The 25,054-nt window shown below is 71.0% G+C and carries 26 protein-coding genes; 17 read left to right on the top strand and 9 right to left on the bottom strand.

Annotated features, from left to right (window positions below; translation table 11 throughout):
- The first annotated feature begins 23 nt into the window (after positions 1 to 23).
- From ACFFGH_RS24940 to ACFFGH_RS24925, 4 genes are all read left to right on the top strand, one after another.
- The gene (locus ACFFGH_RS24940; protein ID WP_386673395.1) at positions 24 to 332 is read left to right on the top strand and encodes a thiamine-binding protein; all 309 of its coding nucleotides are present in this window, start codon (positions 24 to 26) and stop codon (positions 330 to 332) included.
- Between the two features lie 94 nt (positions 333 to 426).
- Positions 427 to 978 carry an OsmC family protein gene (locus ACFFGH_RS24935; RefSeq protein WP_386673394.1) on the top strand — a complete coding sequence of 184 codons (552 nt, stop codon included), beginning with the start codon at positions 427 to 429 and terminating at the stop codon, positions 976 to 978.
- Between the two features lie 35 nt (positions 979 to 1,013).
- The gene (locus ACFFGH_RS24930; RefSeq protein WP_386673393.1) at positions 1,014 to 1,388 is read left to right on the top strand and encodes a TraR/DksA family transcriptional regulator; all 375 of its coding nucleotides are present in this window, start codon (positions 1,014 to 1,016) and stop codon (positions 1,386 to 1,388) included.
- A gap of 119 nt (positions 1,389 to 1,507) precedes the next feature.
- Entirely contained in the window at positions 1,508 to 2,761 is a 1,254-nt protein-coding gene (locus ACFFGH_RS24925; protein ID WP_386673391.1) for an MFS transporter, read from the top strand.
- Between the two features lie 111 nt (positions 2,762 to 2,872).
- On the opposite strand, the gene ACFFGH_RS24920 is transcribed toward ACFFGH_RS24925, so the two are convergent.
- From ACFFGH_RS24920 to ACFFGH_RS24885, 8 genes are all read right to left on the bottom strand, one after another.
- A complete protein-coding gene (locus ACFFGH_RS24920) occupies positions 2,873 to 3,544 on the bottom strand; it encodes a response regulator (protein ID WP_386673389.1) in 672 nt (223 codons plus the stop codon).
- A 9-nt stretch (positions 3,545 to 3,553) separates the two neighbouring features.
- Complete coding sequence (locus ACFFGH_RS24915) at positions 3,554 to 4,894, bottom strand: hypothetical protein (protein ID WP_386673388.1); 1,341 nt, start codon at positions 4,892 to 4,894, stop codon at positions 3,554 to 3,556.
- Positions 4,891 to 6,057, bottom strand: coding sequence for a sensor histidine kinase (locus ACFFGH_RS24910; protein WP_386673386.1), 1,167 nt, complete (start codon positions 6,055 to 6,057; stop codon positions 4,891 to 4,893). Before ACFFGH_RS24910 ends, ACFFGH_RS24915 begins: the two co-directional genes overlap by 4 nt.
- 197 nt (positions 6,058 to 6,254) lie before the next feature.
- Positions 6,255 to 7,073 carry a hypothetical protein gene (locus tag ACFFGH_RS24905; RefSeq protein ID WP_386673384.1) on the bottom strand — a complete coding sequence of 273 codons (819 nt, stop codon included), beginning with the start codon at positions 7,071 to 7,073 and terminating at the stop codon, positions 6,255 to 6,257.
- Positions 7,074 to 7,144: 71 nt separating this feature from the next.
- Positions 7,145 to 7,822: a response regulator gene (locus ACFFGH_RS24900; RefSeq protein ID WP_386673382.1), complete on the bottom strand. Its 678-nt coding sequence runs from the start codon at positions 7,820 to 7,822 to the stop codon at positions 7,145 to 7,147.
- Positions 7,823 to 7,932: 110 nt separating this feature from the next.
- Positions 7,933 to 9,138, bottom strand: coding sequence for a homoserine O-acetyltransferase MetX (gene metX, locus ACFFGH_RS24895; protein WP_386673381.1), 1,206 nt, complete (start codon positions 9,136 to 9,138; stop codon positions 7,933 to 7,935).
- A gap of 138 nt (positions 9,139 to 9,276) precedes the next feature.
- On the bottom strand, positions 9,277 to 10,596 hold the full coding sequence (locus ACFFGH_RS24890; protein WP_386673968.1) for a bifunctional o-acetylhomoserine/o-acetylserine sulfhydrylase: 1,320 nt from the start codon (positions 10,594 to 10,596) through the stop codon (positions 9,277 to 9,279).
- 133 nt (positions 10,597 to 10,729) lie between these two features.
- Positions 10,730 to 11,881: an acyltransferase family protein gene (locus ACFFGH_RS24885; RefSeq protein WP_386673379.1), complete on the bottom strand. Its 1,152-nt coding sequence runs from the start codon at positions 11,879 to 11,881 to the stop codon at positions 10,730 to 10,732.
- 137 nt (positions 11,882 to 12,018) lie between these two features.
- Here ACFFGH_RS24885 and ACFFGH_RS24880 point away from each other — a divergent pair, with 137 nt between their 5' ends.
- On the top strand, positions 12,019 to 12,792 hold the full coding sequence (locus tag ACFFGH_RS24880) for an SDR family NAD(P)-dependent oxidoreductase (RefSeq protein WP_386673378.1): 774 nt from the start codon (positions 12,019 to 12,021) through the stop codon (positions 12,790 to 12,792).
- 60 nt (positions 12,793 to 12,852) lie between these two features.
- Here ACFFGH_RS24880 and ACFFGH_RS24875 read toward each other — a convergent pair whose 3' ends face one another.
- Positions 12,853 to 14,322 carry an MFS transporter gene (locus ACFFGH_RS24875; protein ID WP_386673377.1) on the bottom strand — a complete coding sequence of 490 codons (1,470 nt, stop codon included), beginning with the start codon at positions 14,320 to 14,322 and terminating at the stop codon, positions 12,853 to 12,855.
- A gap of 88 nt (positions 14,323 to 14,410) precedes the next feature.
- Between ACFFGH_RS24875 and ACFFGH_RS24870 the strand changes: the two genes are divergently transcribed.
- The 12 genes from ACFFGH_RS24870 to ACFFGH_RS24815 all read left to right on the top strand — a co-directional run.
- Entirely contained in the window at positions 14,411 to 15,136 is a 726-nt protein-coding gene (locus tag ACFFGH_RS24870; protein WP_386673375.1) for a Type 1 glutamine amidotransferase-like domain-containing protein, read from the top strand.
- 11 nt (positions 15,137 to 15,147) lie between these two features.
- Positions 15,148 to 15,852 (top strand): uracil-DNA glycosylase, encoded by a 705-nt coding sequence (locus tag ACFFGH_RS24865; protein WP_386673373.1) that lies wholly within the window; start codon positions 15,148 to 15,150, stop codon positions 15,850 to 15,852.
- Positions 15,853 to 15,891: 39 nt separating this feature from the next.
- Positions 15,892 to 16,479: a GNAT family N-acetyltransferase gene (locus tag ACFFGH_RS24860; protein ID WP_386673372.1), complete on the top strand. Its 588-nt coding sequence runs from the start codon at positions 15,892 to 15,894 to the stop codon at positions 16,477 to 16,479.
- A gap of 22 nt (positions 16,480 to 16,501) precedes the next feature.
- Complete coding sequence (locus tag ACFFGH_RS24855; protein ID WP_386673370.1) at positions 16,502 to 17,917, top strand: amidase; 1,416 nt, start codon at positions 16,502 to 16,504, stop codon at positions 17,915 to 17,917.
- Between the two features lie 125 nt (positions 17,918 to 18,042).
- Positions 18,043 to 18,948 carry a GumC domain-containing protein gene (locus ACFFGH_RS24850; RefSeq protein ID WP_386673368.1) on the top strand — a complete coding sequence of 302 codons (906 nt, stop codon included), beginning with the start codon at positions 18,043 to 18,045 and terminating at the stop codon, positions 18,946 to 18,948.
- On the top strand, positions 18,945 to 20,099 hold the full coding sequence (locus tag ACFFGH_RS24845; protein ID WP_386673367.1) for a Gfo/Idh/MocA family protein: 1,155 nt from the start codon (positions 18,945 to 18,947) through the stop codon (positions 20,097 to 20,099). Before ACFFGH_RS24850 ends, ACFFGH_RS24845 begins: the two co-directional genes overlap by 4 nt.
- 17 nt (positions 20,100 to 20,116) lie before the next feature.
- On the top strand, positions 20,117 to 21,019 hold the full coding sequence (locus ACFFGH_RS24840) for a hypothetical protein (RefSeq protein ID WP_386673365.1): 903 nt from the start codon (positions 20,117 to 20,119) through the stop codon (positions 21,017 to 21,019).
- A gap of 3 nt (positions 21,020 to 21,022) precedes the next feature.
- A complete protein-coding gene (locus ACFFGH_RS24835) occupies positions 21,023 to 22,414 on the top strand; it encodes a phenylacetate--CoA ligase family protein (protein ID WP_386673364.1) in 1,392 nt (463 codons plus the stop codon).
- On the top strand, positions 22,411 to 23,352 hold the full coding sequence (locus ACFFGH_RS24830; RefSeq protein ID WP_386673362.1) for a glycosyltransferase family 2 protein: 942 nt from the start codon (positions 22,411 to 22,413) through the stop codon (positions 23,350 to 23,352). The genes ACFFGH_RS24835 and ACFFGH_RS24830 overlap by 4 nt, the downstream gene beginning before the upstream one ends.
- Position 23,353: 1 nt before the next feature.
- On the top strand, positions 23,354 to 23,803 hold the full coding sequence (locus ACFFGH_RS24825; protein WP_386673360.1) for a hypothetical protein: 450 nt from the start codon (positions 23,354 to 23,356) through the stop codon (positions 23,801 to 23,803).
- Complete coding sequence (locus tag ACFFGH_RS24820; RefSeq protein WP_386673358.1) at positions 23,800 to 24,363, top strand: glycosyltransferase; 564 nt, start codon at positions 23,800 to 23,802, stop codon at positions 24,361 to 24,363. Before ACFFGH_RS24825 ends, ACFFGH_RS24820 begins: the two co-directional genes overlap by 4 nt.
- Positions 24,364 to 24,483: 120 nt before the next feature.
- The coding region (locus tag ACFFGH_RS24815; protein ID WP_386673356.1) for a hypothetical protein at positions 24,484 to 25,054 on the top strand (571 nt) is incomplete at its 3' end.

The following is a 25,054-nucleotide window of genomic DNA, read 5'->3' as shown; positions in this document are numbered from 1 at the left end:
CCGCCCGGACAGGAGGAAGAACGATGCTGGTGGCATTCTCCGTCGCGCCGAGCGGAACCGGCCGCTCCGACGGCTCGGTTCACGACGCCGTCGCCGCCGCCGTGCGGATCGTGCGCGAGTCGGGACTCCCCAACGAGACCGACTCCATGTTCACCACGATCGAGGGCGAGTGGGACGAGGTCTTCGACGTCGTCAAGCGGGCCACCGAGGCGGTCGGCGAGTTCGGGTCCCGGGTCTCCCTGGTGCTGAAGGCCGACATCCGGCCCGGCCGCACCGGCGAGCTCACCGGCAAGGTGGAGCGGCTCGAGCAGGCGCTCGAGTCGGCCGAGTAGCGCACGCTCCTGGCGTGTTACCCAGGATTGCGTTCCGTTTCGCAGCGTGTCGATGCGGCTCGCGAGGTCGGCGCGGCCCGCATACCGTCGCCGCATGACCCTTCTCGACACCGCATCAGATACCGCATCGATCGCCCAGCAGCGCGCTGAGCGCCTCACCGCCGCAGCCACCGCGTGGGGGGAGCGCATCGCGGCCGACACCGCCTCGGCCCAGCTGACCTACCGGGTGAAGGCGGCCGGCGAAGGCGCGGTCGCCACCCGCATCACCGCAGGCAAGCACGTGTTCACGGTGGACGAGCCCGCCGCACTCGCCGGCGACGACGTCGCCGCGAGCCCCGTCGAGTTCGCGCTCGGCGCGCTGCTCTCCTGCCAGGTCGTCGTCTACCGTCTCTACGCGCACGCGCTCGGCATCCAGGTCGACGAGATCGACATCGTCGCCGAGGGTGATCTCGACGCCCGCCGGCTCTTCGGCATCGAGGAGAGCGTGCGCCCCGGCTTCGGCGCGGTCCGTCTCGACATCCGCATCACCGGACCCGAGACGCTCGAGCGCTACGAGGAGTTGAAGAACGCCGTCGACGGGCACTGCCCCGTGCTCGACCTGTTCGAGAACCCCACGCCGGTCACCACGACCCTCTCCAAGGCCTGAGACGTCGGCATGGTGCGCCCTACGATGGGCGCACCATGACCGATGCCACTCCGCTCCCCGCCGGCACGCTCGCCGAGCTGCGCCACGCGCTGCTCGAACGGCGTGCGACGCTGCGAGAGCGCCTGCGCGAGGAGGCGGCGGAGCTCGACCTGGTGCGCGGGGCGCGCGCCGACGCCGCCGACGACGAGCACGACCCGGAGGGTTCCACCCTCTCGTCGGACTGGTCGCGGATCGCCGGGCTCCGCGACGCCACCCGGAGCCGCCTCACCGCGGTGGACCGCGCCCTCGAGCGGATCGACGGCGCGGCATACGGCCGCTGCCTGCGCTGCGGGGGACAGATCGCAGTCGACCGTCTGGAGGCGCGGCCCGAGGCGGAGCACTGCATCGACTGTGCCCGCGCCATGAGCTGATCACCCCGGGCTGATCACCGTGCGCTGATCCCGGATGCGTCCGACCGAAAGACGCGCCCCGTAGACTTGCGGGGCTCGACGGTGAGCCCGTCCCCTCCCGTTCCTCCGGATTGGCTCCCGTGTCGCTGACCCCCGGCCGCGCCCGCCTCGCGCTCCTCGCCCTCGCCCTCGGCGGCTTCGGCATCGGCGCCACCGAGTTCGTCGCGATGGGGCTGCTGCCGAACCTCGCGGCGGACCTGCTCCCGGGCCTCTACAGCCGCTCGCCCGAGCAGGCGAACGGTCAGGCCGGCATCCTCATCTCGGCCTACGCGCTCGGCGTCGTGGTCGGGGCCCCGACCATCGCGGCGCTCTCCGCCCGCTTCCCACGGCGGACCCTGCTGCTGAGCCTCGCCGCCGCCTTCACGTTCGCCACGGTCGCGTCGGCACTGCTGCCAACCTTCGAGACCGTCCTCGCCGCCCGCTTCGTCGCCGGGCTCCCGCATGGCGCGTACTTCGGCATCGCGTCCCTCGTGGCCGCCGACATCATGGGACCCGGCAAGCGCGGGCAGGGTGTCGCGCTCGTCATGTCGGGGCTGACGATCTCGAATGTGGTCGGGGTGCCGTCGATCACGCTCCTCGGCCAGGTGGCGGGCTGGCGCGTCGCCTACTTCGCTGTGGCGGCGATCTTCGCGGCGACGTTCGTCGCGATCCGGCTGCTGGTGCCGAAGCAGGCCGGCGATCCGGCCGCCACAATGGGCCGGGAGCTGCGCGCATTCCGCAGCCTGCAGGTATGGCTCGCTCTGGGCGTCGGCTCGGTCGGCTTCATCGGATTCTTCGCGGTCTACACCTACGTGGCGCCGGCCGTCACCGACTTCGCCCGGCTCGATCCGTCGCTCGTGCCGATCGCCCTCATCACGATGGGTGCCGGGATGACGGTCGGCAACCTCTTCGGCGGATGGCTGGCCGATCGCAATGTGGTGCGCTCCCTGTTCCTCGGCTTCGGGCTGTTCGCGCTGGCGCTGCTCGGGTACGCGCTGACCGCCGCCAGCCCGGCCGGCATGTTCTTCTTCCTGTTCGCCATCGGCGCGACCGGCGCGGCGCTGTCCCCGGCGATCCAGACCCGGCTGATGGATGTCGCCGGCGACAGCCAGAGCATCGCCGCGGCGGTGAACCACTCCGCATTCAACATCGGGAACAGCCTCGGCGCCGCGCTCGGGGGAGTCGTCGTCGCGGCGGGCCTTGGCTACGTCGCCCCCGCGTGGCTGGGGCTCGTCGCCTGCGCCGCCGGCGTCCTCCTCGTTGCGGTCAGCGTGCTGACCTCCCGCGCGGCGGCTCCCGCCTCTCAGGTGCCCGCCGTGCCCCGTACGCAGCCGATCCCGCTGCCCGGACTGTAGCGCACTCCGGCAGGCCGGATCGGAGGATGCGGGCCGGCGGGCCTGCCCCGGAACGCCGAAGTGGCCCGTGCCACCGTGAGGCAGCCGGGCCACGTCGGGCGAGCGCGGAACTCAGAACTCGCGCGGCACACCCGTCTCGAGCAGGATGCCGTCCTCGATCGCGCGCTTGCGGAGGCCCACCTTGGTTCCGACGTCGAAGCCCGCGATGCGGTACTTCTCGCGGATCCGCTTGAGGTAGCTCTTCGCCGTCTCCTCCGAGATGCCCAGCTGGTAGGCGACGCTCTTCACCGGCTCACCGCCGCCGTAGAGGGCCATGACGCGACGCTCCTGCGCCGAGAGCTTCGGGGAGCCGCCGATGTCGTTCGCGTTGAGCGCCAGGTCGAGCTCCGCCGAGATGAAGGACTCGCCCTTCACCGCGGAGCGGATCGCCTCGACGATCATGCTGGCATCCTCGCTCTTCACCAGGTAGCCGAGCGCGCCGGCCGCGAGCGCTTCCCGCACCACGTTCGGCTCCGAGTAGGTGCTCATCAGCACCACCTTCACGCCCGTGGTCTTCAGCGTGGAGATCTTCAGGGACACCGGGATGTTGTCCTTGAGATCGAGGTCGAGCAGCACCACGTCCACCGGGAACTCGCGGTGGGTGAGCAGCTCCGGCCACGTGGCGACGGCAGCGACCATGTCGATGTCGTCGGCCGCGTTGCGGATCCACTCGGTGAGTGCGCTCAGGATCATGCGGTGGTCATCGACCAGCGCGAGCCGGATCTTCGGGGTGGCGTCGAACACGGTGTGCCTCTATCTCTCCATCGGCGCAGGTGCCGCCGAACTCGGATTTTCTTGGGTGGAGTCTTCAGGGGTGGTGTCACGGCCGGCGTCACGGCTCGGCGTGTGCACGTCACTCGGACGCGCGACGACGCACAGGATCTCGACCCGCAGGCTCGAGTTGCGGCTGGAGTCCAAGTAGGAGCCCACCTTACCCAGCGCCTCCCAGACCGACGGGTCGACACGGGCGCGGGACACCCCGGTGGTCTGGATCTCGATCGGGAAGCGGATCGAGCTCTGGAAGTCGGTCTCCGGAACGACCGGACCGAGCGTCAGCTGAGCGGTGCGGGCGGACGTCGGTTTCGCGCTGTCGCTGACGAGCAGCCAGACCGCCGACAGCAGGCCGTCGCGCTGGCGCGGGTCGAGGAGGCCGGCGAGGGACCCCGGGTCGCTGAGCGTCACCGACTTGCCGAGCAGGTCGGACTCCGTGATGGCGTGATACAGCCACGTCTCCCGGCGGCCCTCGATGAGGTGCAGGCGCAGCTCTGTGGCCAGCGACGCCGCCTTCGATGCGGTGCGCCCGTCGAGCGGCAGCGGCACGCTTCCGTTCGCGATGGAGTGCAGCAGCTTCTCGGCGTCGAGGTCGAGCCGGGCGAGCTCCTCCGAGGCCAGCATGCCGACGGCGAATCGGGGTGCGGAGACGGTGCTCTGCACCAGCACGCGGTCGAGTTCGACCTGCATCATCCGCCGGAACCCGTGCACGAGCACGACACCGATGACGGTGGGGAGCACGGCGAAGGCGAGCGTCGCGATCTGCTGCGCCAGGTGCGCTGTCGAGATCCCCGTCTCGAGCACCATCGCGGTGGCGAGCACCGCGCCAAGCAGCCCAGCGGAGATCAGCAGCTCCACGGCGCCGCGCAGGGTCAGCACCAGCAGCAGCGCCATCCCGGCGGCGACGGAGGCGGTGGCGTAGCGGCCGATGTCGCCCAGACCCCACACCGCGACGAGGTCCAGCCCCGTCGCCACGGTGATGCCGACGAGGAAGAGTGCGAACTTGCCGCCCGAGAGGTGCTCCCCGGGGCCGCGGAGCTCCACCACGGCGAAGAGGCCCGTCGCGAGCAGCGCCAGCCACGCCGCGAGGGCGAGCAGGGGCTCGGGGTAGCTCTCCCAGTAGCCGGCGAACCAGGCGAGCCCGTAGATGGCGCGGAGGGCGACCAGGACGATGGCGCCGGCGGCGAGGTACGAGGTGCCGAGGCTGCCGCGGTATGCCTGGCTGGCGCGGTTCACGGTGCGGCTCGCCGCACGGGCGGAGCGCCGCCCACGTCGCGCCAGCGGCACGCCGAGGGTGTTCTCCTCCGGGTAGGCGTACGTCATCGCGGCACCTCCAGCACCACGGTGGTGCCCGAACCCGCCGCCGAGAACAGGCGCGCCTTGCCGCCGACCTCGGCGAGGCGACCCACGACGGACTCCTTGAAGCCGAGTTTGTCGTCCTCGACGCCGTCGAGGTCGAAGCCGACGCCGGAGTCGGTGACGAGGGCGCGGACCGTCGTCTCGTCATCCGTGATGGTGACGTGGGCGTTGGTGACGCCGGAGTGGCGGCGCACGTTCTCCAGACACTCGGCGAGCGCAAGCAGGAACGCGTCGAGCACCTCACTCGGCAGCAGCAGCTGCCCGGTGCCGTGCCAGCTGACCTCGAGGCCCATCCGGCCGAACCGGCGCTTGACCGACTCCAGCGTGGTGCCGAGCACGGTCTCCGCGACCGGCTGCTGCAGCGCTGCGGGTGCGGACGGCGACGGGGAGGGATTCGCGCCCAGCCGCAGCTGTCGCAGCAGCTGTGCGTCCTCCTCGGACTGCTGGCGGAGCGCAGCGGGGGACACTCCGACGCCCGAGTGGGCGAGGAGCGTCAGCGTGCCGAGCACGGTGTCGTGCAGCAGGCGGGCGCTCTGCCGGCGCTGCGCCTCCAGTTCGCTGGCCTGGCGCTCTGCGCGGTGCGCCCGGCCGATGCTGGCGATGCGCTGCACCGCTCGCGGCACCGCCGAGCAGATCCAGACGCCGAGCAGCGCCGCCAGCAGCCAGCCGAGCGTGACGACCGCGACGGTCTCGAACGGATCCTGCAGCCGGAAGGTCAGTGCGGTGACGACGGCGGCAGTCGTGAGGAAGGATGCGCCCAGCACCCAGAGCCGGCGAGCCGACACCACGAGCGCCGTCGCAGAGGACCCCAGGGATGCGGCGGCGAGGATCGTCATCGCGAGCACGCCGGCGTCTCCGGGGGGAGCCGCCTCCGGCGACGCGACCAGCACGAGGATGCCGAGCCCGATCACGAGGGCGGCGAGCCCCCAGCGCGCCGAGAGGGTCCGGCCCATCCGGAACTGGAAGGAGGCGAGGAGCGCGTAGAGCGGCAGGCAGACCAGATAGACGTCGATGCCCACGGCGCCCGGCACGCTCAGGCAGAGCGCGGACACCACGGTGAACGAGATCCCGTAGGCGCGGGCCGTGCGGTGCAGCAGGCGATCCCGCTCACGCGTCATCAGGTCCATCGGTGTTCGTTCCCCCCGCTGGGAATTCTGCGGTTCGGCGGGGGACACGGGGGCGCGACACGCGGGGTGCAGCGGGATGAGCGTCGCTCAGAACCGCGAACTCCCGCGGGTGCGTGCGGGGCGCGAACGGCGGATCCGTGCCGCATGCGCGTGGCGGATCCGTGCCCGCCTGTCCATCGCGGCGTGAGGGGAACGGCTCAGAGGCCGCAGGCGCGGGTGAAGTACTCGTACAGGTCGGCGCGAAGCTCAGGCGACGCCTGCAGCCTCAGTTCGCCGGACCGGCCACCCTCGACCTCCGCGGCGAACACGAAGAGCGTGCCGACCTTGTCCTCGGCGAGCGCGTGCGGGTCGCACCGGTTCGGCACGATGGGCACGAGCGCAGTGGCCTCGGCGTCCCCGCCGCGCAGCTCCAGGCCGACCTCGCCGGAGGCGGACGGTGCGCCGGAGGCGTCGAGCGGATTGAAGAGCACCGTGGACTCCATGGAGTCGACCCGCAGGTCCGTGTCGCCGCCGGCCGACTCGACCCGCACCTCGAGCTTCGCCGGCTCGGAGGGATCCCCGACGCGCAGGCCGGCCAGCGACACCCGCCCTGCGGCGGCGACGTCCTGTGCGAAGCAGTCGGTCTCGGTGAGCAGCGGCATCCGCTCGTTCGGGTCGGCCGGAGGCACCTCGACGGTGGCCGGTCCGGCAGCCGTCTCCACCTCCATCCGCACGACCGTCTGCGGCTCGCCGTCCGCGCAGCTGGCGCCAGGGAACTGCACGGGAAGGTCGCGCGTCGCCCCGGCCGGCACGGTCGTGCCCTTCTCCCACACCGCGGGGGCCGCGAGCGCGGTGGATTCGAGCGTCGCCGTCCGGATCCGCAGCTCCTCCGCCGACTCGTTGGTGACGCGGAGCTGCAGCCGTCTCACCGGCGCGTCGCTGCGGTTCTGCACGAGTGCCACCGAGACGCGTGGCTCGGACGTCGACGCCGACGGCTGTGCCGGCGCCGCCGCAACACAGCCGGTGAGGGTGACCACCGCGAGGAGCGCGGGGACGGCGGGGAAGCGCGCGCGGATCAGAGCGGGCTCGCGTCAGGATTGGTCGGCGGTCATGGCTGATCCGGTGCGAGCCAGCCCTCGCGCACTGCGTGGCGACGAAGCAGCACCCGTGTGCCGAGATCGATCCCGACCCGACGGTACTTCCGCCTGCCCCGCTTGATGTACGACTTGACGGTCTCGTCGGTGGTGTTCATCTCATCTGCTACTTCCCGGATCGTGTTCCCCCTCGCGTACAGCATCAGGGCCCGCTGCTCCTGCGCGCCGAGGCGAGGATCGTCGGGCGGCGTGTATGCGGCCAGCGTCGCGGCGAGCGGCTCCGACAGGTACGACCGGCCGGTGGCCGCCGAGCGGATGGCCCGGATCAGCTCCTCCGCGGACTCGGTCTTCGGCACGAACGCGAGCGCCCCTGCGCGGATCGCGGACGTGATCGAGGCCGGATCGGCGTGACGGCTCATCACCACGGTGGTCGCGCCGGTGGACGACAAGGTCCGCAGTTTCGTAGGAACCGGGATCCGGTCTTCGAGGAACAGGTCGAGCACGACGACGTCGACGGGGAAGTCCGGGTGGTCGAGAAGCTCGGCCCACGTGGCGGCGCTGATGGGCACGTCGAACTCACCGCCCTGCTCGAGCCGGGCCTTCAGGCCGTCGAGCACAAGGCGGTGATCGTCGAGCAGCGCGACTCGCACGCGTCGGGTCGCGTTCTCGGCGCCGGGCTGCTGGGCCGTCACCACAAGCGAGAGTGTAGCGAAGGTGACGCGAACTCGAATCTCCGATTTCCGACGTCTGAGACCCGCAGGGCCACCGGATCAGCGATCAGCGAGGATCTGAGCGGTCAGAATCAGCTGTCGAGCAGGCGCTGCACGTGCGGTCCGACGGCGCGGTCCTCGATGAGAAACCCGTCGTGTCCGAAGGGCGATTCGATCACCGCCGGCACGGTGCCGTCGAGGTTGTGGGGCAGATGCCGGGCGATGACCTCCTGCCCGGCGAGCGGGAACAGCCGGTCGGAGTCGATGCCGAGCACCAGGGCGCGAGCCGTCACCCGGGAGAGCGCCGCGGCCACGCCGCCGCGGTCCCGGGCGATGTCGTGCGAGGTCATCGCGTTCACCAGCGTGATGTAGCTGTTGGCGTCGAACCGGCGGGTGAACTTGTTGCCGTGGAAGTCTAGATAGCTCTCGACCGCGAAGACACCGCCGCCACCCAGGGGATCGACCCGGCCCTGCCAGGTCCGCTCGAACCGGTCGTTGAGCTCGGTGGGCGAGCGGTAGTTGAGCAGCGCCATCCGGCGGGCGAGCGCGAGCCCACGGTGCGGGCCGTCGCCGTCGGGGGCGTCGTAGTACTCGCCGCCGGCGAAGGCGGGGTCCATCTCGATCGCCTCCAGCTGCACCGAGTTGAGCGCGATCTGGTCCGCGGTGTTCTGCGGGGGAGCCGCGAGCACGGCGACCCGCTCGAGCCGGTCGGGGTGCCCGATCGCCCACTCGAGCGCCTGCATCCCGCCCATCGACCCCCCGACGACCGCGGCCCACCGCCAGATGCCGAGCACGTCGGTCAGCGCCCGCTGCGCCTCCACCTGGTCGCGGATGGTGAGGTACGGGAACCGCGGACCCCATTCGTGCCCGTCCGGCGCGAGGGAGGCGGGACCGGTGCTGCCCTGGCATCCGCCGAGCATGTTCGGGGCGACCACGAACCAGCGATCCGTGTCGATGGCCCTGCCGGGACCGACGAGTCCCGGCCACCAGCCGGCGGTCGGATGCCCGGGACCGGGCCGCCCGATCACGTGGCTGTCCCCGGTGAGCGCGTGCAGGATGAGCACCGCGTTGCTGCGGTCCTCGTTCAGCGTGCCCCAGGACTCGTAGGCGATTCGGACGGCCGGCAGATGCCCGCCGCGCTCCAGGTCCAGGGGGCCGAGGGATGCGAACAGCCGGTCGCCGGACGGGTCGCCCTCGCGCCAGGCGCCGCTCGCGGGCGGCTTGCCGAGCAGCGCTCGGGTGTTGGCCTCGGTGACGAACGCCGAGGGCACCGCGTCCTCGGGAGTCTGCCAGTCCATCGTCCCCTCAGTATCGCGGGCCGCGGCTGACCGCTCGCATTTGTTACAGCGCCCAGGCGGTCAGAGCTGGAACCGCGACCTCGCGGCGCGAGAGACGACTCCCGCCGGGAGGTCGCAGCTCCAGCTGCGACGGACGGGTCAGGCGCCGGCGGCGGCGCGGGTCACCTCACGGGCGGCGGCGAAGCCGGCCGCCAGGTCCGCCTTCAGGTCCTCGACGTTCTCGAGGCCCACCGAGAGCCGCACCAGCCCAGGCGTGACGCCCGCCGTGAGCTGCTGCTCCGGGGTCAGCTGGGAGTGGGTGGTCGAGGCCGGGTGGATCACGAGGCTGCGCACGTCGCCGATGTTCGCCAGGTGGCTGAACAGCTGCAGGCTGTCCACCAGCGCGGCGCCCGCGTCCACGCCGCCCTTCAGCTCGAATGAGAGCACCGCGCCGACCCCCTTGGGGGCGTATGTGTTCGCGGCCGAGTACCAGGGGCTCGACGGCAGGCCGGAGTAGTTCACGCTCGCGACGTCCTCGTGGTTCTCGAGCCACTCGGCGATCTCCTGCGCGTTCTGCACGTGGCGCTCGATCCGGAGGCTCAGCGTCTCGATCCCCTGGATGAGGGTGAATGCGCTGTCGGGAGAGATGGCCGAGCCGAGGTCGCGCAGCAGCTGCACCCGCGCCTTGATGATGTAGGCGAGGCCGTCACCGAGCACGGTGGTGTAGCTGGCGCCGTGGTACGACGGGTCCGGCTCGGTGAGGCCGGGGAACTTGTCGACGTGCTTCGACCAGGGGAACTTCCCGCCGTCGACGATCACGCCCCCGATGACCGTGCCGTGTCCGCCGAGGAACTTGGTGGCCGAGTGCAGCACGATGTCGGCGCCGTGCTCGAAGGGACGGATGAGGTACGGGGTCGCGATGGTGTTGTCGACGATCAGCGGCAGGTTGTTCTCGTGGGCGACATCGGCGACGAGCGAGATGTCGAGGACGTTGATCTTGGGGTTGCCGATGGTCTCGGCGAAGAACAGCTTCGTGTTCGGCCGCACGGCGCGGCGCCACTCCTCGGCGTCGTCCTGGTTCTCGACGAACGTGGTCTCGATGCCGAGCTTCGCGAGGGTGTACTTGAAGAGGTTGTATGTGCCGCCGTAGATGGAGGACGACGAGACGATGTGGTCGCCCGCCTGCGCGATGTTCAGCACCGCGAAGGTCTCCGCTGCCTGACCGGAGGCGACCAGCAGTGCCGCGGTGCCGCCCTCGAGTGCCGCGACCCGCTCCTCAACGACGGCCTGCGTCGGGTTCTGGATCCGGGTGTAGATGTTGCCGAACTCGGCGAGCGCGAACAGGTTCTTCGCGTGCTCGGAGCTGTTGAAGACGTACGAGGTCGTCTTGTAGATCGGGGTGGCGCGAGCGCCGGTGACCGGGTCGGGCGCTGCCCCGGAATGGATCTGCTTGGTCTCGAACTGCCAGTCGCTCATGATGTTCCTCCGTTGGGGCCGGTTCTCGGGCTGAAGTCGTATTCGGACGCGTCGGCACGCCCCTCCTCAGCGAGCCTAAGAACCGTCGGCTGAGGGGTCAACGAGTGCGACACACGGCGTAACGGGCCCGCCGCGCTCAGCGTCCGGGTCGGCCGGTCTGGGCGTCCCTGCGGGAGCCGGTCGGATCCGTCTTCGATCGGCCGCCCGCGTCGCTGTCGAGGAACAGCCAGCTCGGCTTCGGCTCGATCAGCGGACGGAACACGCGCCGCACCGCGGGGCTCGCGAGTGCGATCGACACGGCGATGCTCGCGAGGATCATCGTGACGAGCCACATCGCGGACGAGTTCTCGTCGCGCAGGATCCCGGTCTCCCGGATCGGATAGAGCACGAAGCTGTGCAGCAGGTAGATGTACATCGTCGCCTGACCGAACCCGGTCATCCAGGTCTCGTGCCGGGGGATCAGCACGAAGAACGCCGCCGACAGCAGCACCGCGAGCGCGATGCACACCAGCCGGAACATCCCGCCCCACCACTGGTCCTCGCCCAGCCCCTCGTAGGACCGGTCGTAGAAGAACCAGAACCGCAGATCCATTTCGCGCCAGGTCGGCAGGAACGCGACGACCACGGCGAGCCAGAGCGCGAGCACCCCGACGGCGGACAGCCGCAGCCACCACGCCTGCCGGTCCATCACCCGGAACCGATCGATCAGGCCCCATTCCCGCACCTTCCAGCCGAGCACGAAGAAGGGCAGGATCCCGATGGCTCTGGACAGCGAGAACGTCGTATCGACGTTGTCGAAGTAGCCGACACCCACCGAGATCGCGACCGACCAGAACAGCGGCCACCGGATCAGTGCGACGTACGGCAGGATCAGCCGGAAGATGCCGAGGGCGAGCAGGAACCACAGCGTCCACGACGGCTGCGTCGGATTGAACTCACGCTTGCCCTCGACGAGGAACTGCACGAGCGTCCAGATCGTCTCCATGATCACGTACGGCAGCAGGATGTCGGTGAGCACCTTCTTCATCTGCCGGGCGTTCGGCGACCCGGTCTTCGAGAAGTAGCCGCTGATGATCGCGAATGCCGGCATGTGCCACGCGTAGAGGAAGAGGTAGACGATGAGGGCGTTGTCGCTGTCGGCCGTCTGCCGCTGGATGGCGTGCCCGACCACCACGAGCGTGACGCAGACGAATCGGGCGTTGTCCCAGAACGGGACGCGCACCTTCGGGACGACCGTCTGGGCGGTCGCCGGGGGCGGTGCGGTGGTGGCGTCCGGCGGACTCGTCATCGCTTCCAGCCTAGCCACGCGCGGCTGTCGCTCAGGCGAGTCCCAGCGGTCATTCGGCCGTGTGGGGACGCCGGTCCGAACTCGCTAGCGTTGCAGTGGCGGCCACCGGATCGGGGCTGCCGGGACGGAGGAACGGCATGGCACGACGCGCGGTCGTCACCGGGGCGAGCTCTGGGATCGGGGCGGCGACGGTGCGCGAGCTGCGGGAGCGCGGCTGGGACGTGGTCGGCGTCGCGCGGCGGGAGGACCGGCTGAAGGCGCTCGCCGCAGAGACCGGCGCCGAGTGGTTCCGCGCCGACCTCACCTCCGCCGACGATGTGGCGGCGCTGCGGGACTTCCTCGGCTCCGGTCCGCCGATCTCCGCGCTCGTCAACAACGCCGGCGGCGCCATCGGCTTCGCGACGGTGGAGGCGGGCGACGCCGAGGACTGGCGGCGCATGTACGACATCAACGTGCTGTCGGTGCAGCGGGTGACGAGCGCACTGCTGCCGCTGCTGCGCCAGGGGGCGAAAGAGGCGGGCGTCGCGGATGTGCTGACGGTCACCTCGATCGCGGGGCATGTGGTCTACGAGGGCGGTGCCGGCTACAACGCATCGAAGTTCGCCGCGCGGGCGCTCGTCGGTGCGCTGCGGCTGGAGCTCGCCGGCGAGCCGATCCGGGTCGTCGAGGTCGCCCCCGGAATGGTGAAGACCGAGGAGTTCACCCTCGTGCGCTTCAAGGGCGACCGTGAGCAGGCGGACGCGGTGTACGACGGCGTCGTCGCGCCGCTCGTCGCGGAGGACGTGGCATCGGCGATCGCGTCGACGCTGGATCTTCCCGCACACGTCAACATCGACCACATCACGATCAAGCCGGTGGCGCAGGCCGCGCCGCACAAGGTGATGCGGGGCGATCTGCGCATTCGGGACTGACGTGCGCCGCGCCATGAAGTGCTTCCGTTCCGGACTAGTGCGTCCGGCACGCCGGACGCACTAGTCCGGAACGGGAACAGTCGCGGGAGTGGGGATGTCCGTGTCGTCGGCCGGGTCGGCGAAGGCGAGCCTCGGCACGAAGAACAGCAGCACCGCGGCAGCGAGGGCGCCGCCGCCGCAGATGGCGAACACGACGAGGTAGCCCGCGAGACTCGCCGCCGTCGAGGTCACCGCCTCCGCCGCGAGTGAGACCAGCACCACCGCGAACACCGCGGACGCCAGCGATCCGCCGATGGTCTTCGTGGTGTTGGTCAGCGCGGTGGCGACACCCGTCTGCCCGCGGGGCGCCGCCGCAGCCGCGGCGGCCGGCATAGCGCCGACCAGCGCACCGGACCCGACCCCGGCGATCACCATGTTCACCGTCACCTGCGCCACGGTGTCGTGGAACGGCAGGAACGCCAGGTAGCCCGCGGCCACGAAGAAGGCCGCGACGATCATCGCGATCCGCGGGGTGGTCCACCGCGACAGCTGCGGGAACAGCAGGGCGCCGACGATCATCGACACCAGATAGCCGCCGATGATGTACGAGATCTCGGCCGATCCGAGTCCCAGCCCGAAGCCGTTCGACGGTTCGGTGCCGGCGAACGTGCTGAGCGGCGCCTGCGCCCCGAGGATGCTGATGCCGACGAGGCCCGCGGTCAGCTGGATCGGCCACATGCTGGGCTGCCGCAGCATCCTCAGGTCGATCGCGGGATCGCGGTGCCGGAGCTCGTGCCGGCCGAAGGGCACGAAGGCGAGGAGCCCGACTCCCATCAGCAGGTACACCCACCAGGCCCCCGGCCCGTTGATGCGCAGGAAGGTGAGCCCGGAGGTCAGGGTGAGCAGCGCCACGGTGAGGAGCACGAAGCCGAGCGTGTCGAGCGACCGCCCGCGGGTCGGCGTCGACTCCGGCACGCCGAACAGGATCGCGAAGAACACCAGCGTCACCGCGATCGCCGGAACTGCGAGCGTGCCGGGCACGTTCTCGCCGAGCGCCGCGAACACCCGCGCACCGCCCAGCGCGCCGAGGATCGCCCCCGTCTCGAGCGCAACGACCAGGTAGCCGGCGGCGCGGCGGGTGTCGGACGGGCCGGTGCGGGTGCGGCGGGCTCGGTCGAAGATCAGCGCCACCTCGAGCGGCAGCCACACCACGTAGAAGCCCTGCAACGCCCATGCGACGAGGAAGGTGGGAAAGTCGGCGGCGATCACGAGCCACCAGGTGGCCCCAGCCGTGAGCGCCGTCGAGACGAGCAGGATGCGCTTGTGCCCGTACATGTCGCCGAGCTTCGCGAGCACCGGCACGACGATCGCGGAGAGCAGCAGCTGGGCCGCCTCGAACCAGTTGAAGTCCGCGTCGCGGATCCCCAAGTGCTTCACCAGATCGGGGATGAGGGGCACGTAGTAGCCCTGCAGCACGCCGCTGACGATCTCGACCAGGAACAGGTAGCCGACGAGTGCGAGCGTCACCGCACCAGTACGCTGCACCGCCATGCCGGAATGGTAGTGCGTCGCCCGGCGGCCGGTGCCGCGGTGTCCGTTCCGCGGCGACCCCGCCGCAGACAAGTCCTAGGCTCGACGCATGAGCATTCACCTGGTCGGCGGGGGCTGGGACGCCGAGTACTTCGGTGCCGTCTACCGCACGTTCGTGGCGGAGGCGGAGATCCGTGCGGCGGGCGCGGGGCGGGTCGTGCCGCGCATCGGGGTGCTGCTGGTGCTGGCAGAGGGGGAGGCCTCGGGTGAGGTCGGAGCCCGCTACACCGGGGCGCTCGCATCGGTGGCGAGCTGCGAGACCGTCGTGCATGCGGTGGAGGAGGGCGAGACCTTCGACTCCCCGGTGCTCAGCGGCATCGACGCGCTGCTGGTCGGCGGAGGGCTGACACCGGCCTATCTCGAGGCCGTCGCCGGACTCATCGACGAGATCCGCCTGCTGGTCGCCGACGGCCTGCCGTACCTCGGATTCTCGGCAGGCGCCGCCATCGCGGCGGACAGCGCCATCCTCGGCGGCTGGCGGATCGGCGAGGTGCCGGTCTGCCCGGAGGAGGCGGGGGAGGACCTCGACGAGGTCACCGTCGCCGAGGGACTCGCCCTGGTCGACCTGGCAGTCGACGCGCACGCAGTGCAGTGGGGAACCCTCGCCCGCGTGATCGCCGCCACGGAGGCCGGGCTGCTGGACGGCGCGGTGGCGATCGACGAGTCGACCGTGCTCATCGTCGGCGACGGCGCCCTGCGCGTCGAGGGGCGCGGCAGCGTGTGGCAGGTGTCGGAGGACTCCGCCGGCGTGCTGGTCCGCACCGTCGGCAGCTGACGGTCAGAGCCGTGACACCGAGGCCGCTTGCCGAGCTGGTCCACCCGGAGTGGGCGGAGGCGCTCGCGCCGGTTGCCCCGGCGATCGCCGGGATCGGGGAGTTCCTGCGGGCCGAGTCGGCGGCCGGCCGCGGCTACCTTCCCGCCGGAGCCGACGTGCTCAAGGCGTTCACGTATCCGCTGTCCTCCGTGCGAGCGCTGATCGTCGGTCAGGACCCCTACCCGACACCCGGCCACCCGATCGGTCTCGCGTTCGCGGTGGGGCGGCACGTCCGGCCGCTGCCGCGAAGTCTCACGAACATCTACCGTGAGCTGCGCGACGATCTCGGCGTCGACCCGCCCGCTCATGGGGACCTCACCGCGTGGTGCGATGCCGGCGTGCTGCTGCTGAACCGGGTGCTCACCGTGCGGCCCGGCGCGGCGGGCGCCCACCGCGGCATCGGCTGGGAGGCGGTGACCGAGCACGCCATCCGTGCCCTCGTCGGCCGCGGCACGCCGCTCGTCGCCATCCTGTGGGGCCGGGATGCACAGCGCCTCGAACCGCTGCTCGGCGCGACGCCCGTGGTGAAGTCGGTGCACCCGAGTCCGCTCTCGGCGAGTGGGGGGTTCTTCGGATCCCGGCCGTTCAGCCGCGCCAACGCGCTGCTGGAGGCGCAGGGAGCGGCCCCGATCGACTGGCGGCTGCCCGACGGCGACGCCGCGGGGGCGAACGCCTAGACTCTCGCCCATGGACCGACCGGCCGTGGCCCAGCACTGATGCTCGAGGAGGAGTACGCGCCGCGCCGGAAGTTGCCGCCCCACCTGCGGAAGCCGCCCGCCCCGGAGGCGCCGTTCGCGTATTCGATCCGGGACGCCGTGGAGACCGACCTGCCGTACGTGCGCGAGATCTACAACTACTACGTGCGCAACTCGACGGTCACCTTCGACGAGAAGCCCGTGACCCTGAAGGCGCTCCGCAGCAAGTTCGGTCACGTGAAGAAGCTGGGCTTCCCGTACCTGGTCGCCGAGAGCCCGAGCGGCACGATCCTCGGCTACGCCTTCGTCTATCCGTGGCGGGAGAAGGCCGCATATCGGTACACCGTGGAGCTGTCGATCTATCTCGGCGCGGCGTCGACCGGGAAGGGCCTCGGCAAGGCGCTGATGGCCGAGCTGATCGAGCGGAGCCGGGCGGCCGGCATCCGGGAGCTGATCGCCGTGATCGCCGATCGGGGCGCCGACGCGTCGATCGCGATGCACAAGGCGTTCGGCTTCGAGGAGATCGGGCGGATGGGCAAGGTGGGGTTCAAGTTCGACCGCTGGCTCGGCACCGTGCTGATGCAGAAGTCGATCAAGAAACGCGGCTGAACGCCCTCGGTAGGCTTCGGGGATGTTCGAGCTGCACCACCTGACCGCGCAGGAGCAGGCGGAGTGGCTGCGCCGGGGTGACATCTCGCCTGTCGAGCTCGCCGAGCATTACCTGGCCCGCATCGAGCGGCTGAACCCAGAGCTCGGCGCGTTCACCACCGTGACCGCCGACGCCGCACGAGCCCGCGCGGCGCGGGTGCTGGCCGAGGTGCCCCGCGCCGCGGCGCTGTGGGGGCTGCCGATCGGCGACAAGGACCTGAACCGGCGGGCGGGCGTGCGCACCACGTTCGGGTCGCGGCTGTTCGAGCAGTTCGTGCCGGACGAGTCGGACGAGGTCGTCGAGGCCCTGGACGCCGCTGGTGCGGTGAGCCTCGGCAAGACGCATGCGCCGGAGTTCGGCTTCCCCTCCTACACCGAGTCGAAGGTCGCACCCCCGGCGGTGAACCCCTGGGACACCCGGCTGGGCGCCGGCGGCTCCAGCGGCGGCGCCGCCGTGGCGGTGAGCGCGGGACTCCTGCCGTTCGCGCCCGGATCCGACGGAGGCGGGTCGGTGCGCATCCCGGCGGCCGCCACCGGACTGGTCGGGCTGAAGGCGGCGCGCGGGCGTGTGCCCTCCGGCTCAGGCCTCGACCGGCTCGGCGGGCTCGTCGTGCCCGGGCCCCTCGCCCGCACGGTCGCCGACGCCGCGATGCTCCTCGACGCGCTGGTCGAGGGGGGGAACTACGCCTTCGCCACCCGTGCCCCGTCGTGGGACGGCGGTGCCCTGCTGAATGCGGCGGTGCGCGGGGAGGGACGCTTCCAGCTGGGCGTGCTCACGTCGAGCCCCTGGGACGAGGCCTATGAGATCGGCCTGCACCCGGACGCGACGGCCGCGGTGGAGTCGGCGCTGAGGGAGCTGAACGGGCTCGGGCACGGTCTGGAATCGTTCGACCTCGGCTCCACGCCGGAATACCCGGACGCGTTCCGCACGCTCTGGCAGGCGGGCGCGGCGACCGTCCCGGCGGAGGGAGCGGAGCTCGACCTGCTCGAGCCCCTCACGGCGTGGCTCGTCCGCCGCGGCAGGGAGCTCCCCGCCCGCACCCTGGTGGAGGCCCTGGCGACGCTGGCGGCGTTCGAGCGGCGGGTGATCAGCCTGTTCGCGCCGTTCGACGCGGTGCTGACCCCGGCCCTCGCCCTGCCGCCGCGGCCGCTCGGCTGGTACGACGCGGAGGATCCGGAGCGGAACTTCGCGCAGCAGGTGCAGTACACCCCGTTCACCAGCTTCGTGAACGTCAGCGGACTGCCCGCTCTCGTGCTCCCCGTCTCGCAGACCACTGACGGGCTCCCGATGGGCGTGCAGCTGATCGGACGTCCGGGCGGTGAGCACGTGCTGCTGTCGATCGGTGCGCAGCTGGAGCGGCGCATTCGATGGCACCGGCGGCACCCGCCGCAGTGGTGAGCCACCGCTTCGCCGCCGGGTCCGCCGGAAGGGGGACCGCCGTGTCCCTCGGACTGGGGACTGAGGCTGGGGGAACCCGCAACCTACGCTGAAGGCTGTCTTGACACCCGAAAAAGGACGCCTCTGTGGAAACCACATGGTCGCTGGACGACCTCTACCGTGACATCGCGCACCATTGGCGCACCCTCGCAGGGGTTGCTGCGGCGCTCATCCTCCTCGCCGTGCTGGCATTCACGCTCTGGCCGGACAAGTACTCCACCACCGCGGTTCTGACGGTCGAGCCGATCACGGTCGGCCAGGTCGGCGGATCCGGCAGCGTCAACATGGACACCGAGAAGGTCGTCGCGACCTCCACCGAGGTGCTCGGCCGTGCGGCCAAGGCACTGCCCGGCTCCGACATCGTGTCGCTGCGCGAGGCGACCGAGGTGACCGTGCCCCGCGGCTCGCAGGTGCTGCAGTTCACGTTCACGTCGGGCACCGCCGAGGGCGCCGCCGCCGGCGCGAACGCGGTGGCGAACGCCTACGGCGACCAGCGCGTCGCGAACGCGCAGCGGGTCGTCACTGAAGCCACCGACAACATCACCGCCCGGATCGTGGACCTCGAGGTGCAAGTCGAGGAGGCGAAGGACGGCAGCGAGACCGAGCGCGCGCTGCAGCTGCAGATCCAGACCCTGCAGGAGCAGCTCGCGTCCCTCTCCTCCGCGACCTTCTACTCCGGCACGCTGGTCAGCCCGGCCACCGCGCCCGCCGACTCGGACAAGCCGTCCCTGCCGACCTTCCTCGCCGCCGGGCTCTTCCTCGGCGGTCTGCTCGGCGCGTTCGCCGCGCTCATCCACGCCCGCACCGCCGCCCGTCGCGATCGGACGTCCGACGCGTCGGGCCGCCCCGCGGCTCCGGCCAGGACGAGCGGTCCGCCCCAGCCCGCGACCTCGAAGCGCAAGCACCCGTCCAACGCCCGCGCCGCGAAGTCGGCGGCGCTCCGCGCCGCTCAGGACCGGCGTGCCGCGTCGACGACCGGGGGTGTGCGATGATCCGCGTCGGCGTCGTGGGTGTCGGCAAGATGGGCATGTCCCACCTGTCGATGATCCGCGCCCACCCCGGCGTTGAGGTCGCCGCCGTCTGCGACGCCACCGGCTATGTGCTCGACGTGCTCGGCAAGTACACGGGTCTTCGCACCTTCACCGACTACGGCAGGATGCTCGACAGCATCGAGCTCGACGCCGTGGTCATCTCGACGCCCACCGCGTCGCACTACGCTCTGGTGAACCAGGCGCTCGACCGCGGGCTCCACGTCTTCTGCGAGAAGCCGCTCTCCCTCTCGGCGGCGCAGTCGGAGGAGCTCGCGGCCCGCGCGGCGGATCTCGGGCTGGTCACGCAGGTCGGCTACCACAACCGCTTCGTCGGCGCCTTCCAGGAGGTCAAGCGGCTGCTCGACAGCGGTGTGATCGGCGAGGTCAGCCACGTGCTCGCCGAGTCCTACGGCCCAGTCGTGCTCAAGCCGAAGGGCTCCACCTGGCGCAGCAAGCGAGAGACCGGAGGCGGGTCGCTCTACGACTACGCCGCCCACCCGCTGGATCTGCTCAGCTGGTTCCTCGGCGAGCCGGTCGCCGCCGGCGGCACGGTGCTCGGCCGGATCTTCTCCGCAGAGACCGACGACGAGGTCTACAGCACCCTGTTCTACGAAGGCGGCACCAGCGCGCAGCTTTCGGTCAACTGGTCCGACGAGTCCCAGCGGAAGATGACCACCAAGATCACCATCTGGGGGTCCAAGGGCAAGATCGCCGCGGACCGCCAGGAGTGCCAGCTGTACCTGCGGGACACGGCCGAGCCGCCCGCGGGCTACGAACACGGCTGGAACGTGCGCTACACGACGGAACTGACCCAGCCGGTCTGGTTCTACCTCCGAGGCGAGGAATACAGTGCGCAGCTGGCGTACTTCGTCGAGTCGATCGCGGCAGTGGAAGTCGCAGCGCGCCCGCATCGCCAGAACAGCTTCGGCAGCGCGTCGGTCACCGACCGCGCCATCGAGCTGCTGATCGCGGACGCCGACGCCGGGTCCAGCACCCCGGTCGGTCGTGCCGAGCCGCAGCTCGCGGCCGCCGGCGCTGCTGCCGTTGCAACCGCACCGGTCGCCCAGCGACTCGGCTGGCTGCGCCGCACCGCCGGGAAGGTCGCCCGATGAGAGAGGAGAGCCAGCCCATGGACCGTCTGCTGTTCGGCGACAACCAGTTCTTCGGGGTGAACCACATGTCGGAGGAGAAGGCGCGCGCTCAGGCCATCCGCTTTCAGGACACCTCCGCGATCCTCGAGGTGCTCGACCTGGCCTACGCCGAGGGCATCCGCACCTTCATGTGCACCACCCATGACCGCATCGCCGAGGTGGCCGACCACGTCCGCCGCAACCCGGACCAGTACCCCGACTACCGCTTCTACCCGTGCATGCCGTACGCCCACAAGTACGCCAACGCGGTGACGGAGGACGGCATGATGGGGGCGCTGAAGCGCTTCCTGCCGGATGAGGGTTTCCTCAACGCGGCGCTCCGCGGCGGCAAGTCGTTCGCCACCAAGGACATCGAGGGGATCGTGACCCTCCTCGTCGACGCCGAGATGAAGATGTTCGCGGGTCTCTCGACGCCGGTCATCTTCCTGCAGAACGTCGTCGTCGACCTGCTGCTCGGACTCGGGTTCGACGAGGCGTTCGCGATCTTCGCCCGGCACGTGAAGCAGCGCTACGGCGCTGAGCCCGGGTTCATCACCATGAACCTGCCGATGCTCCTCGACACGCTCGACCGGGTCGGCATCGACAATCCGATCGTCTGCGCCAACATGAACAAGCTCGGCTTCCGCGTCTCCGGCGGCACTTCCGCGTACGCGGAGGCGCTGCAGCACCGCCGGTTCCGCCCCGTCGCCATGTCGGTGTTCGCCTCTGGCGCGATTCCACCGCGCGAGGCGCTCGAGTGGGTGCACGAGCAGCCGGGCATCGAGTCCATCGTCTTCGGCGCCTCGAGCGCGGGGAACATCCGCAGCACCGCGCGCCTCGTCGAAGAGATCTGGCAGGAGCCTCGCCCGGTTCCCGTCGCCGCGCTCGCACAGCCGGCCTGAGCCATGTCCGGTCTCCGAACTCCCGGCGCGTCGCGGCAGCTCAGCGCCGGCCGGCGCGCCGCCCGCGCGGCGTTCGACCTGAAGTCGGGCGTCGCGCAACCGCGTGTTCGCCGGGCCGCGCAGCAGAGCGCCGCGTGGGAGGACGCCCACCCGGATGAGCTGCGTCGGTTCCAGCGCATCAGCGCGCTCGAGCTGGTGCGGTTCGCGTTCGACTCCACCGCCTTCTACCGCGACCGCTACCGCGAGGCGGGCTTCACCCGCGACGACCTGTTCGACCCGGACGTCTTCGAGTCGCTGCCGGTTATCGAGAAGGCGGAGCTCCGCGAACGACGCGATGATCTCCTGGTGGCCGGTGTTCCGGCCAGGCGTCGGCTGCCGTCGTCGACCGGTGGCAGCACCGGCGAGCCGCTGCGCGTGCTGCACGACCGGCGCGCGCCGGTCGCCGCGATGTGGTGGCGGATCTATCGCTGGTGGGGCATCCACCCCGGCGATGACAAAGCCTTCGTCCAGCGGGAGCGGCGCACCGACGGTGCGCGCCTGAAGGAGACGCTGGAGTGGTGGCCGACACGCCACCGGTTCCTCGACGCGCGTTCCCTGACCCCGGAGTCGATGGCAGCGTTCGCGGAGCAGTGGCGCAGGCATCCGCCGGCCCTCGTGAACGGATACGTCGGCGGCCTGACCGAGTTCGCGGCGTTCCTGCGGGAACGCGGCCTCCGGCTGCCGGCGCCCCGTGCCATCGGTGTCACCGCCGCCCCGATCACGCCGTCGCAGCGGGCGTTCCTCCGCGAAACGCTCCGTGCTCCCGTCTTCGACCAGTACCGCTCAGCCGAGGTGCCATGGATCGCCGCGGAGGCGCCCGGCGCCGAGGGGCTCTTCGTGCTCGGGGACCTCCGCGTCGTGGAGATCCTCGACGACGAGGACCGCCCCGCGCCGTCCGGCGTCGAGGGCGACGTCGTGGTCACCGACCTCTGCAACCGCGTCTTCCCGCTGATCCGCTACCGGCTCGGCGACCGGACCCGCGCCCTGCCGGACGCTCCCGGTGGGCCGCTGCGGCTGCCGCGGATCGCGGCCGTGCAGGGGCGGGTCAGCGACGTGCTGCGACTGCCGAACGGCGCGCGGGTGTCCGGCGGGCTCACCGGCCTGTTCAACGCGCGGCCGGATGCGGTCCGCCAGTTCCAGGTGCATCAGCAGGCCGACGCCGGCATCGTGCTGCGCTGCGTCCCGGGCGCCGTCGCCGACGCCGACGCGGTCATCGAACGGGCGGCGGCAGAGCTGCGGTCGATCGTCGAGGGATCCGTGCCGGTGCTGGTCCAGCTCGTCGACTCCATCCCGCACGACCGCGGCAAGGCCCGCGTCGTGATCTCCGACGTCCCCGCTACCGAGGTGATGGCATGACCGACACGCTTCCGGCCCCCGTCCGGACCCACGCGCCCGTCACGGCGGTGGTGCCGACGCACAACCGGCCCGAGATGATGAAGCGGGCGGTGCAGAGCATCGTCGACCAGACCTACCAGGGCCCGATCGAGATCCTCGTCGTCTTCGACGCCTGCGAGCCGGTGCTGCCCGACGTGGAGCTGCCGCCGAACCGCACACTCGCGGCGCTCGTGAACGACCGGGTCCGCGGCCTCGCGGGGGGACGGAACACCGGCATCCTCGCGGCGACGACGCAGTTCGTCGCGTTCCTCGACGATGACGACTACTGGTTCCCCGAGAAGCTCGAGTGCCAGATGGAGCTGTTCGCTGAGCGCCCGGATGCCCTGCTCGTCGGAACGGCGATGGTCGTCGACGACGGTGAGCGGACGCACGAGCGGCTCGTGCCGAGCGACACGGTCACGCACCGCGACCTCCTGAAGAAGAAGTTCGCCGGCCTGCACTCCAGCAGCTTCGTGTTCCGGCGCGCCGCGCTCATCGAGCAGCTCGGCATGATCGACGAGGACCTGCCGAAGGCGTACGGCGAGGACTGGGACATCCTGCTCCGGACATCCGCCATCACCGACGTGCACGTGGTCAACCGCCCGCTGGTCGGCGTGACCTGGCAGGGTCAGTCGTACTTCTTCGGCAAGTGGGCGCTCTACGCGGAGGCGCTGCAGTATTTGCTCGCGAAGCACCCGGATCTCGGCGCGGATCCCCGCAATCTCGGGCACATCCAGTCGCAGATCGCATTCGCGCTCGCCGCGAGCGGGCAGCGTCGCGAGGCACGTGGCTGGGCCCGCCGGGCGATCCGGAACGACTTCCGCCAGCCGAAGGCGCATCTCGCGCTCGCGATCGCGCTGCGGCTGATCACCGCCGACCGTGTGGCACGCATCGTGCAGCGCTTCGGGAAGGGAATCTGACATGCGCATCCTGATCGTCTGCTCGTCGGGCGGCCACCTCACGCAGGCCCTCGCGCTGCGCCCCTGGTGGGGCCAGCACGAGCGCAGCTGGGTGACGCTGCCGACCGAGGACGCCCGCTCGCGGCTCGCGGGGGAGCGGGTCGTCGAGGCGCACTACCCGACGGTCCGGAACCTGCCGAACCTGCTGAGGAACTTCGGCCTGGCTCGCGAGGTGCTGAGACGCGAGCGGCCGGATCTCGTCTTCAGCACCGGCGCGGCTGCGGCGCTGCCGTTCTTCGTGCAGGCCCGCAGGTTCGGAGCGCGCACGGCCTACCTGGAGCCGGTGGACCGGATCGCGGCCCCGTCGCTCAGCGGGCGGCTCGTGTTCCCCTTCACGGACAGCTTCCTCGTGCAATGGGATGACCTGGCCGTGAAGTACCCGGGATCGCGCAACGTCGGGATCGTGCTGTGAGCGCGACCGTCGTGGTCAGTGCCGGCACCTACCATCTGCCGTTCAATCGCCTGGTCGACTGGATGGAGCCGTGGGTGCAGGCGCACCCGGACGTGCGTGTGGTGATGCAGCACGGTCCGGGCAGGCCGCTTCCGGGCGCCGAGAATCACGCCATCCTGAGCCACGCCGAGCTGCTCGCCCTGTGCGCTGAGGCGACCGCCGTGGTGCTGCAGGGTGGCGCCGGCGGTGTCATGGACATGCGCCAGCTGGGCCGGATCCCCATTGTGGTTCCGCGTGTGCCGGTCGACGACGAGGTGGTGGACGACCACCAGCTGATCTTCAGCGAGCAGGTCTCCCGGCTCGGCCTTATCCACCGGGCGACCACGCGGGATGAGCTCGTCGCGCTGCTCAACGCGGCGCTCGCGGGCGACCTGCCGACGCGGACTGCGGCGGGCGCACCGACGAGCGGTGTCTCGGCCGTCGGCGACCTGCTTCGCGAGCTGCCGCGGCCGGCGTCACGCTCGCTTCGTGCACGCCGATTCGCGTCGTCGGCTCGGAGTCTGGTGCGTCGCGGACACTAGCCGCCGGTGCGGGACCCCTCCCCCACAGGTGGATAAAAGAGCCGCTTCACCAGCAAATCTGTGGAAAGAATCTTTCCACATTTACTCGAACGAAGCTTCGATTCGTGGGAGAATGGAGGCATGCCAGAACTGCTGGATCTCCTCGAAGGGATGAAGGCCGCTGCGTCGCGGCTGCCGGTCGAGGGGTCGGCGTTCTCGCCGCTGGATGACGACCAGCTGATGCGCGCGCAGAGCGCCCTGGCCGACATCGGGCAGCGCATCTCGGCCAGTGCTGCGGCCAACGCGGGTGAGATCGCGTGGCGGTCTCGGCCGGATCTCGGGTATGCCGGTCTGGCGCAGCGCACCGGTGCGCGGACGCCGGAGTCGTTGGTGCAGCAGCTGACCGGCTCCACCGGGCGGGAGGCGGCCACCCTGGTGCGGGTGGGCAAGGTGATGCAGGAAGCGGAGTTCGTTCCGCCGGCACCCGAGAGTGACACCGCGACGGCTGAAGCGGCGCCTGCGCCCTGGGATGGGACCGGCACGGCGTGGCTCGCGCCGGTGGGGCGTGCGGTCGCGGCGGGGAGGCTCCCGGTGACCGGGGCGGATGCGATTCGAACCGGGCTGGGCACTCCGAGCGAGACGGTCACGATCGCGATGCTCACCGCGGCGGCGGAGCGGCTGGTGGTGGAGGCGGCGGACCTGAATGCTGACC

The sequence above is a fragment of the Lysobacter korlensis genome (assembly GCF_042434515.1).
This window is presented reverse-complemented; position numbering and strand designations above follow the sequence as displayed.

Bases quoted from the DNA above. Each gene is read 5' to 3' on its own strand.
- ACFFGH_RS24875 (WP_386673377.1), bottom strand. From the start codon at position 14,322: ATGGCGGTGCAGCGTACTGGTGCGGTGACGCTCGCACTCGTCGGCTAC.
- ACFFGH_RS24915 (WP_386673388.1), bottom strand. From the start codon at position 4,894: ATGACGTACGCCTACCCGGAGGAGAACACCCTCGGCGTGCCGCTGGCG.
- ACFFGH_RS24930 (WP_386673393.1), top strand. From the start codon at position 1,014: ATGACCGATGCCACTCCGCTCCCCGCCGGCACGCTCGCCGAGCTGCGC.
- ACFFGH_RS24845 (WP_386673367.1), top strand. From the start codon at position 18,945: ATGATCCGCGTCGGCGTCGTGGGTGTCGGCAAGATGGGCATGTCCCAC.
- ACFFGH_RS24840 (WP_386673365.1), top strand. From the start codon at position 20,117: ATGGACCGTCTGCTGTTCGGCGACAACCAGTTCTTCGGGGTGAACCAC.
- ACFFGH_RS24880 (WP_386673378.1), top strand. From the start codon at position 12,019: ATGGCACGACGCGCGGTCGTCACCGGGGCGAGCTCTGGGATCGGGGCG.
- ACFFGH_RS24835 (WP_386673364.1), top strand. From the start codon at position 21,023: ATGTCCGGTCTCCGAACTCCCGGCGCGTCGCGGCAGCTCAGCGCCGGC.
- ACFFGH_RS24935 (WP_386673394.1), top strand. From the start codon at position 427: ATGACCCTTCTCGACACCGCATCAGATACCGCATCGATCGCCCAGCAG.
- ACFFGH_RS24855 (WP_386673370.1), top strand. From the start codon at position 16,502: ATGTTCGAGCTGCACCACCTGACCGCGCAGGAGCAGGCGGAGTGGCTG.
- ACFFGH_RS24940 (WP_386673395.1), top strand. From the start codon at position 24: ATGCTGGTGGCATTCTCCGTCGCGCCGAGCGGAACCGGCCGCTCCGAC.
- metX (WP_386673381.1), bottom strand. From the start codon at position 9,138: ATGGACTGGCAGACTCCCGAGGACGCGGTGCCCTCGGCGTTCGTCACC.
- ACFFGH_RS24860 (WP_386673372.1), top strand. From the start codon at position 15,892: ATGCTCGAGGAGGAGTACGCGCCGCGCCGGAAGTTGCCGCCCCACCTG.
- ACFFGH_RS24825 (WP_386673360.1), top strand. From the start codon at position 23,354: ATGCGCATCCTGATCGTCTGCTCGTCGGGCGGCCACCTCACGCAGGCC.
- ACFFGH_RS24885 (WP_386673379.1), bottom strand. From the start codon at position 11,881: ATGACGAGTCCGCCGGACGCCACCACCGCACCGCCCCCGGCGACCGCC.
- ACFFGH_RS24830 (WP_386673362.1), top strand. From the start codon at position 22,411: ATGACCGACACGCTTCCGGCCCCCGTCCGGACCCACGCGCCCGTCACG.
- ACFFGH_RS24870 (WP_386673375.1), top strand. From the start codon at position 14,411: ATGAGCATTCACCTGGTCGGCGGGGGCTGGGACGCCGAGTACTTCGGT.
- ACFFGH_RS24910 (WP_386673386.1), bottom strand. From the start codon at position 6,057: ATGGACCTGATGACGCGTGAGCGGGATCGCCTGCTGCACCGCACGGCC.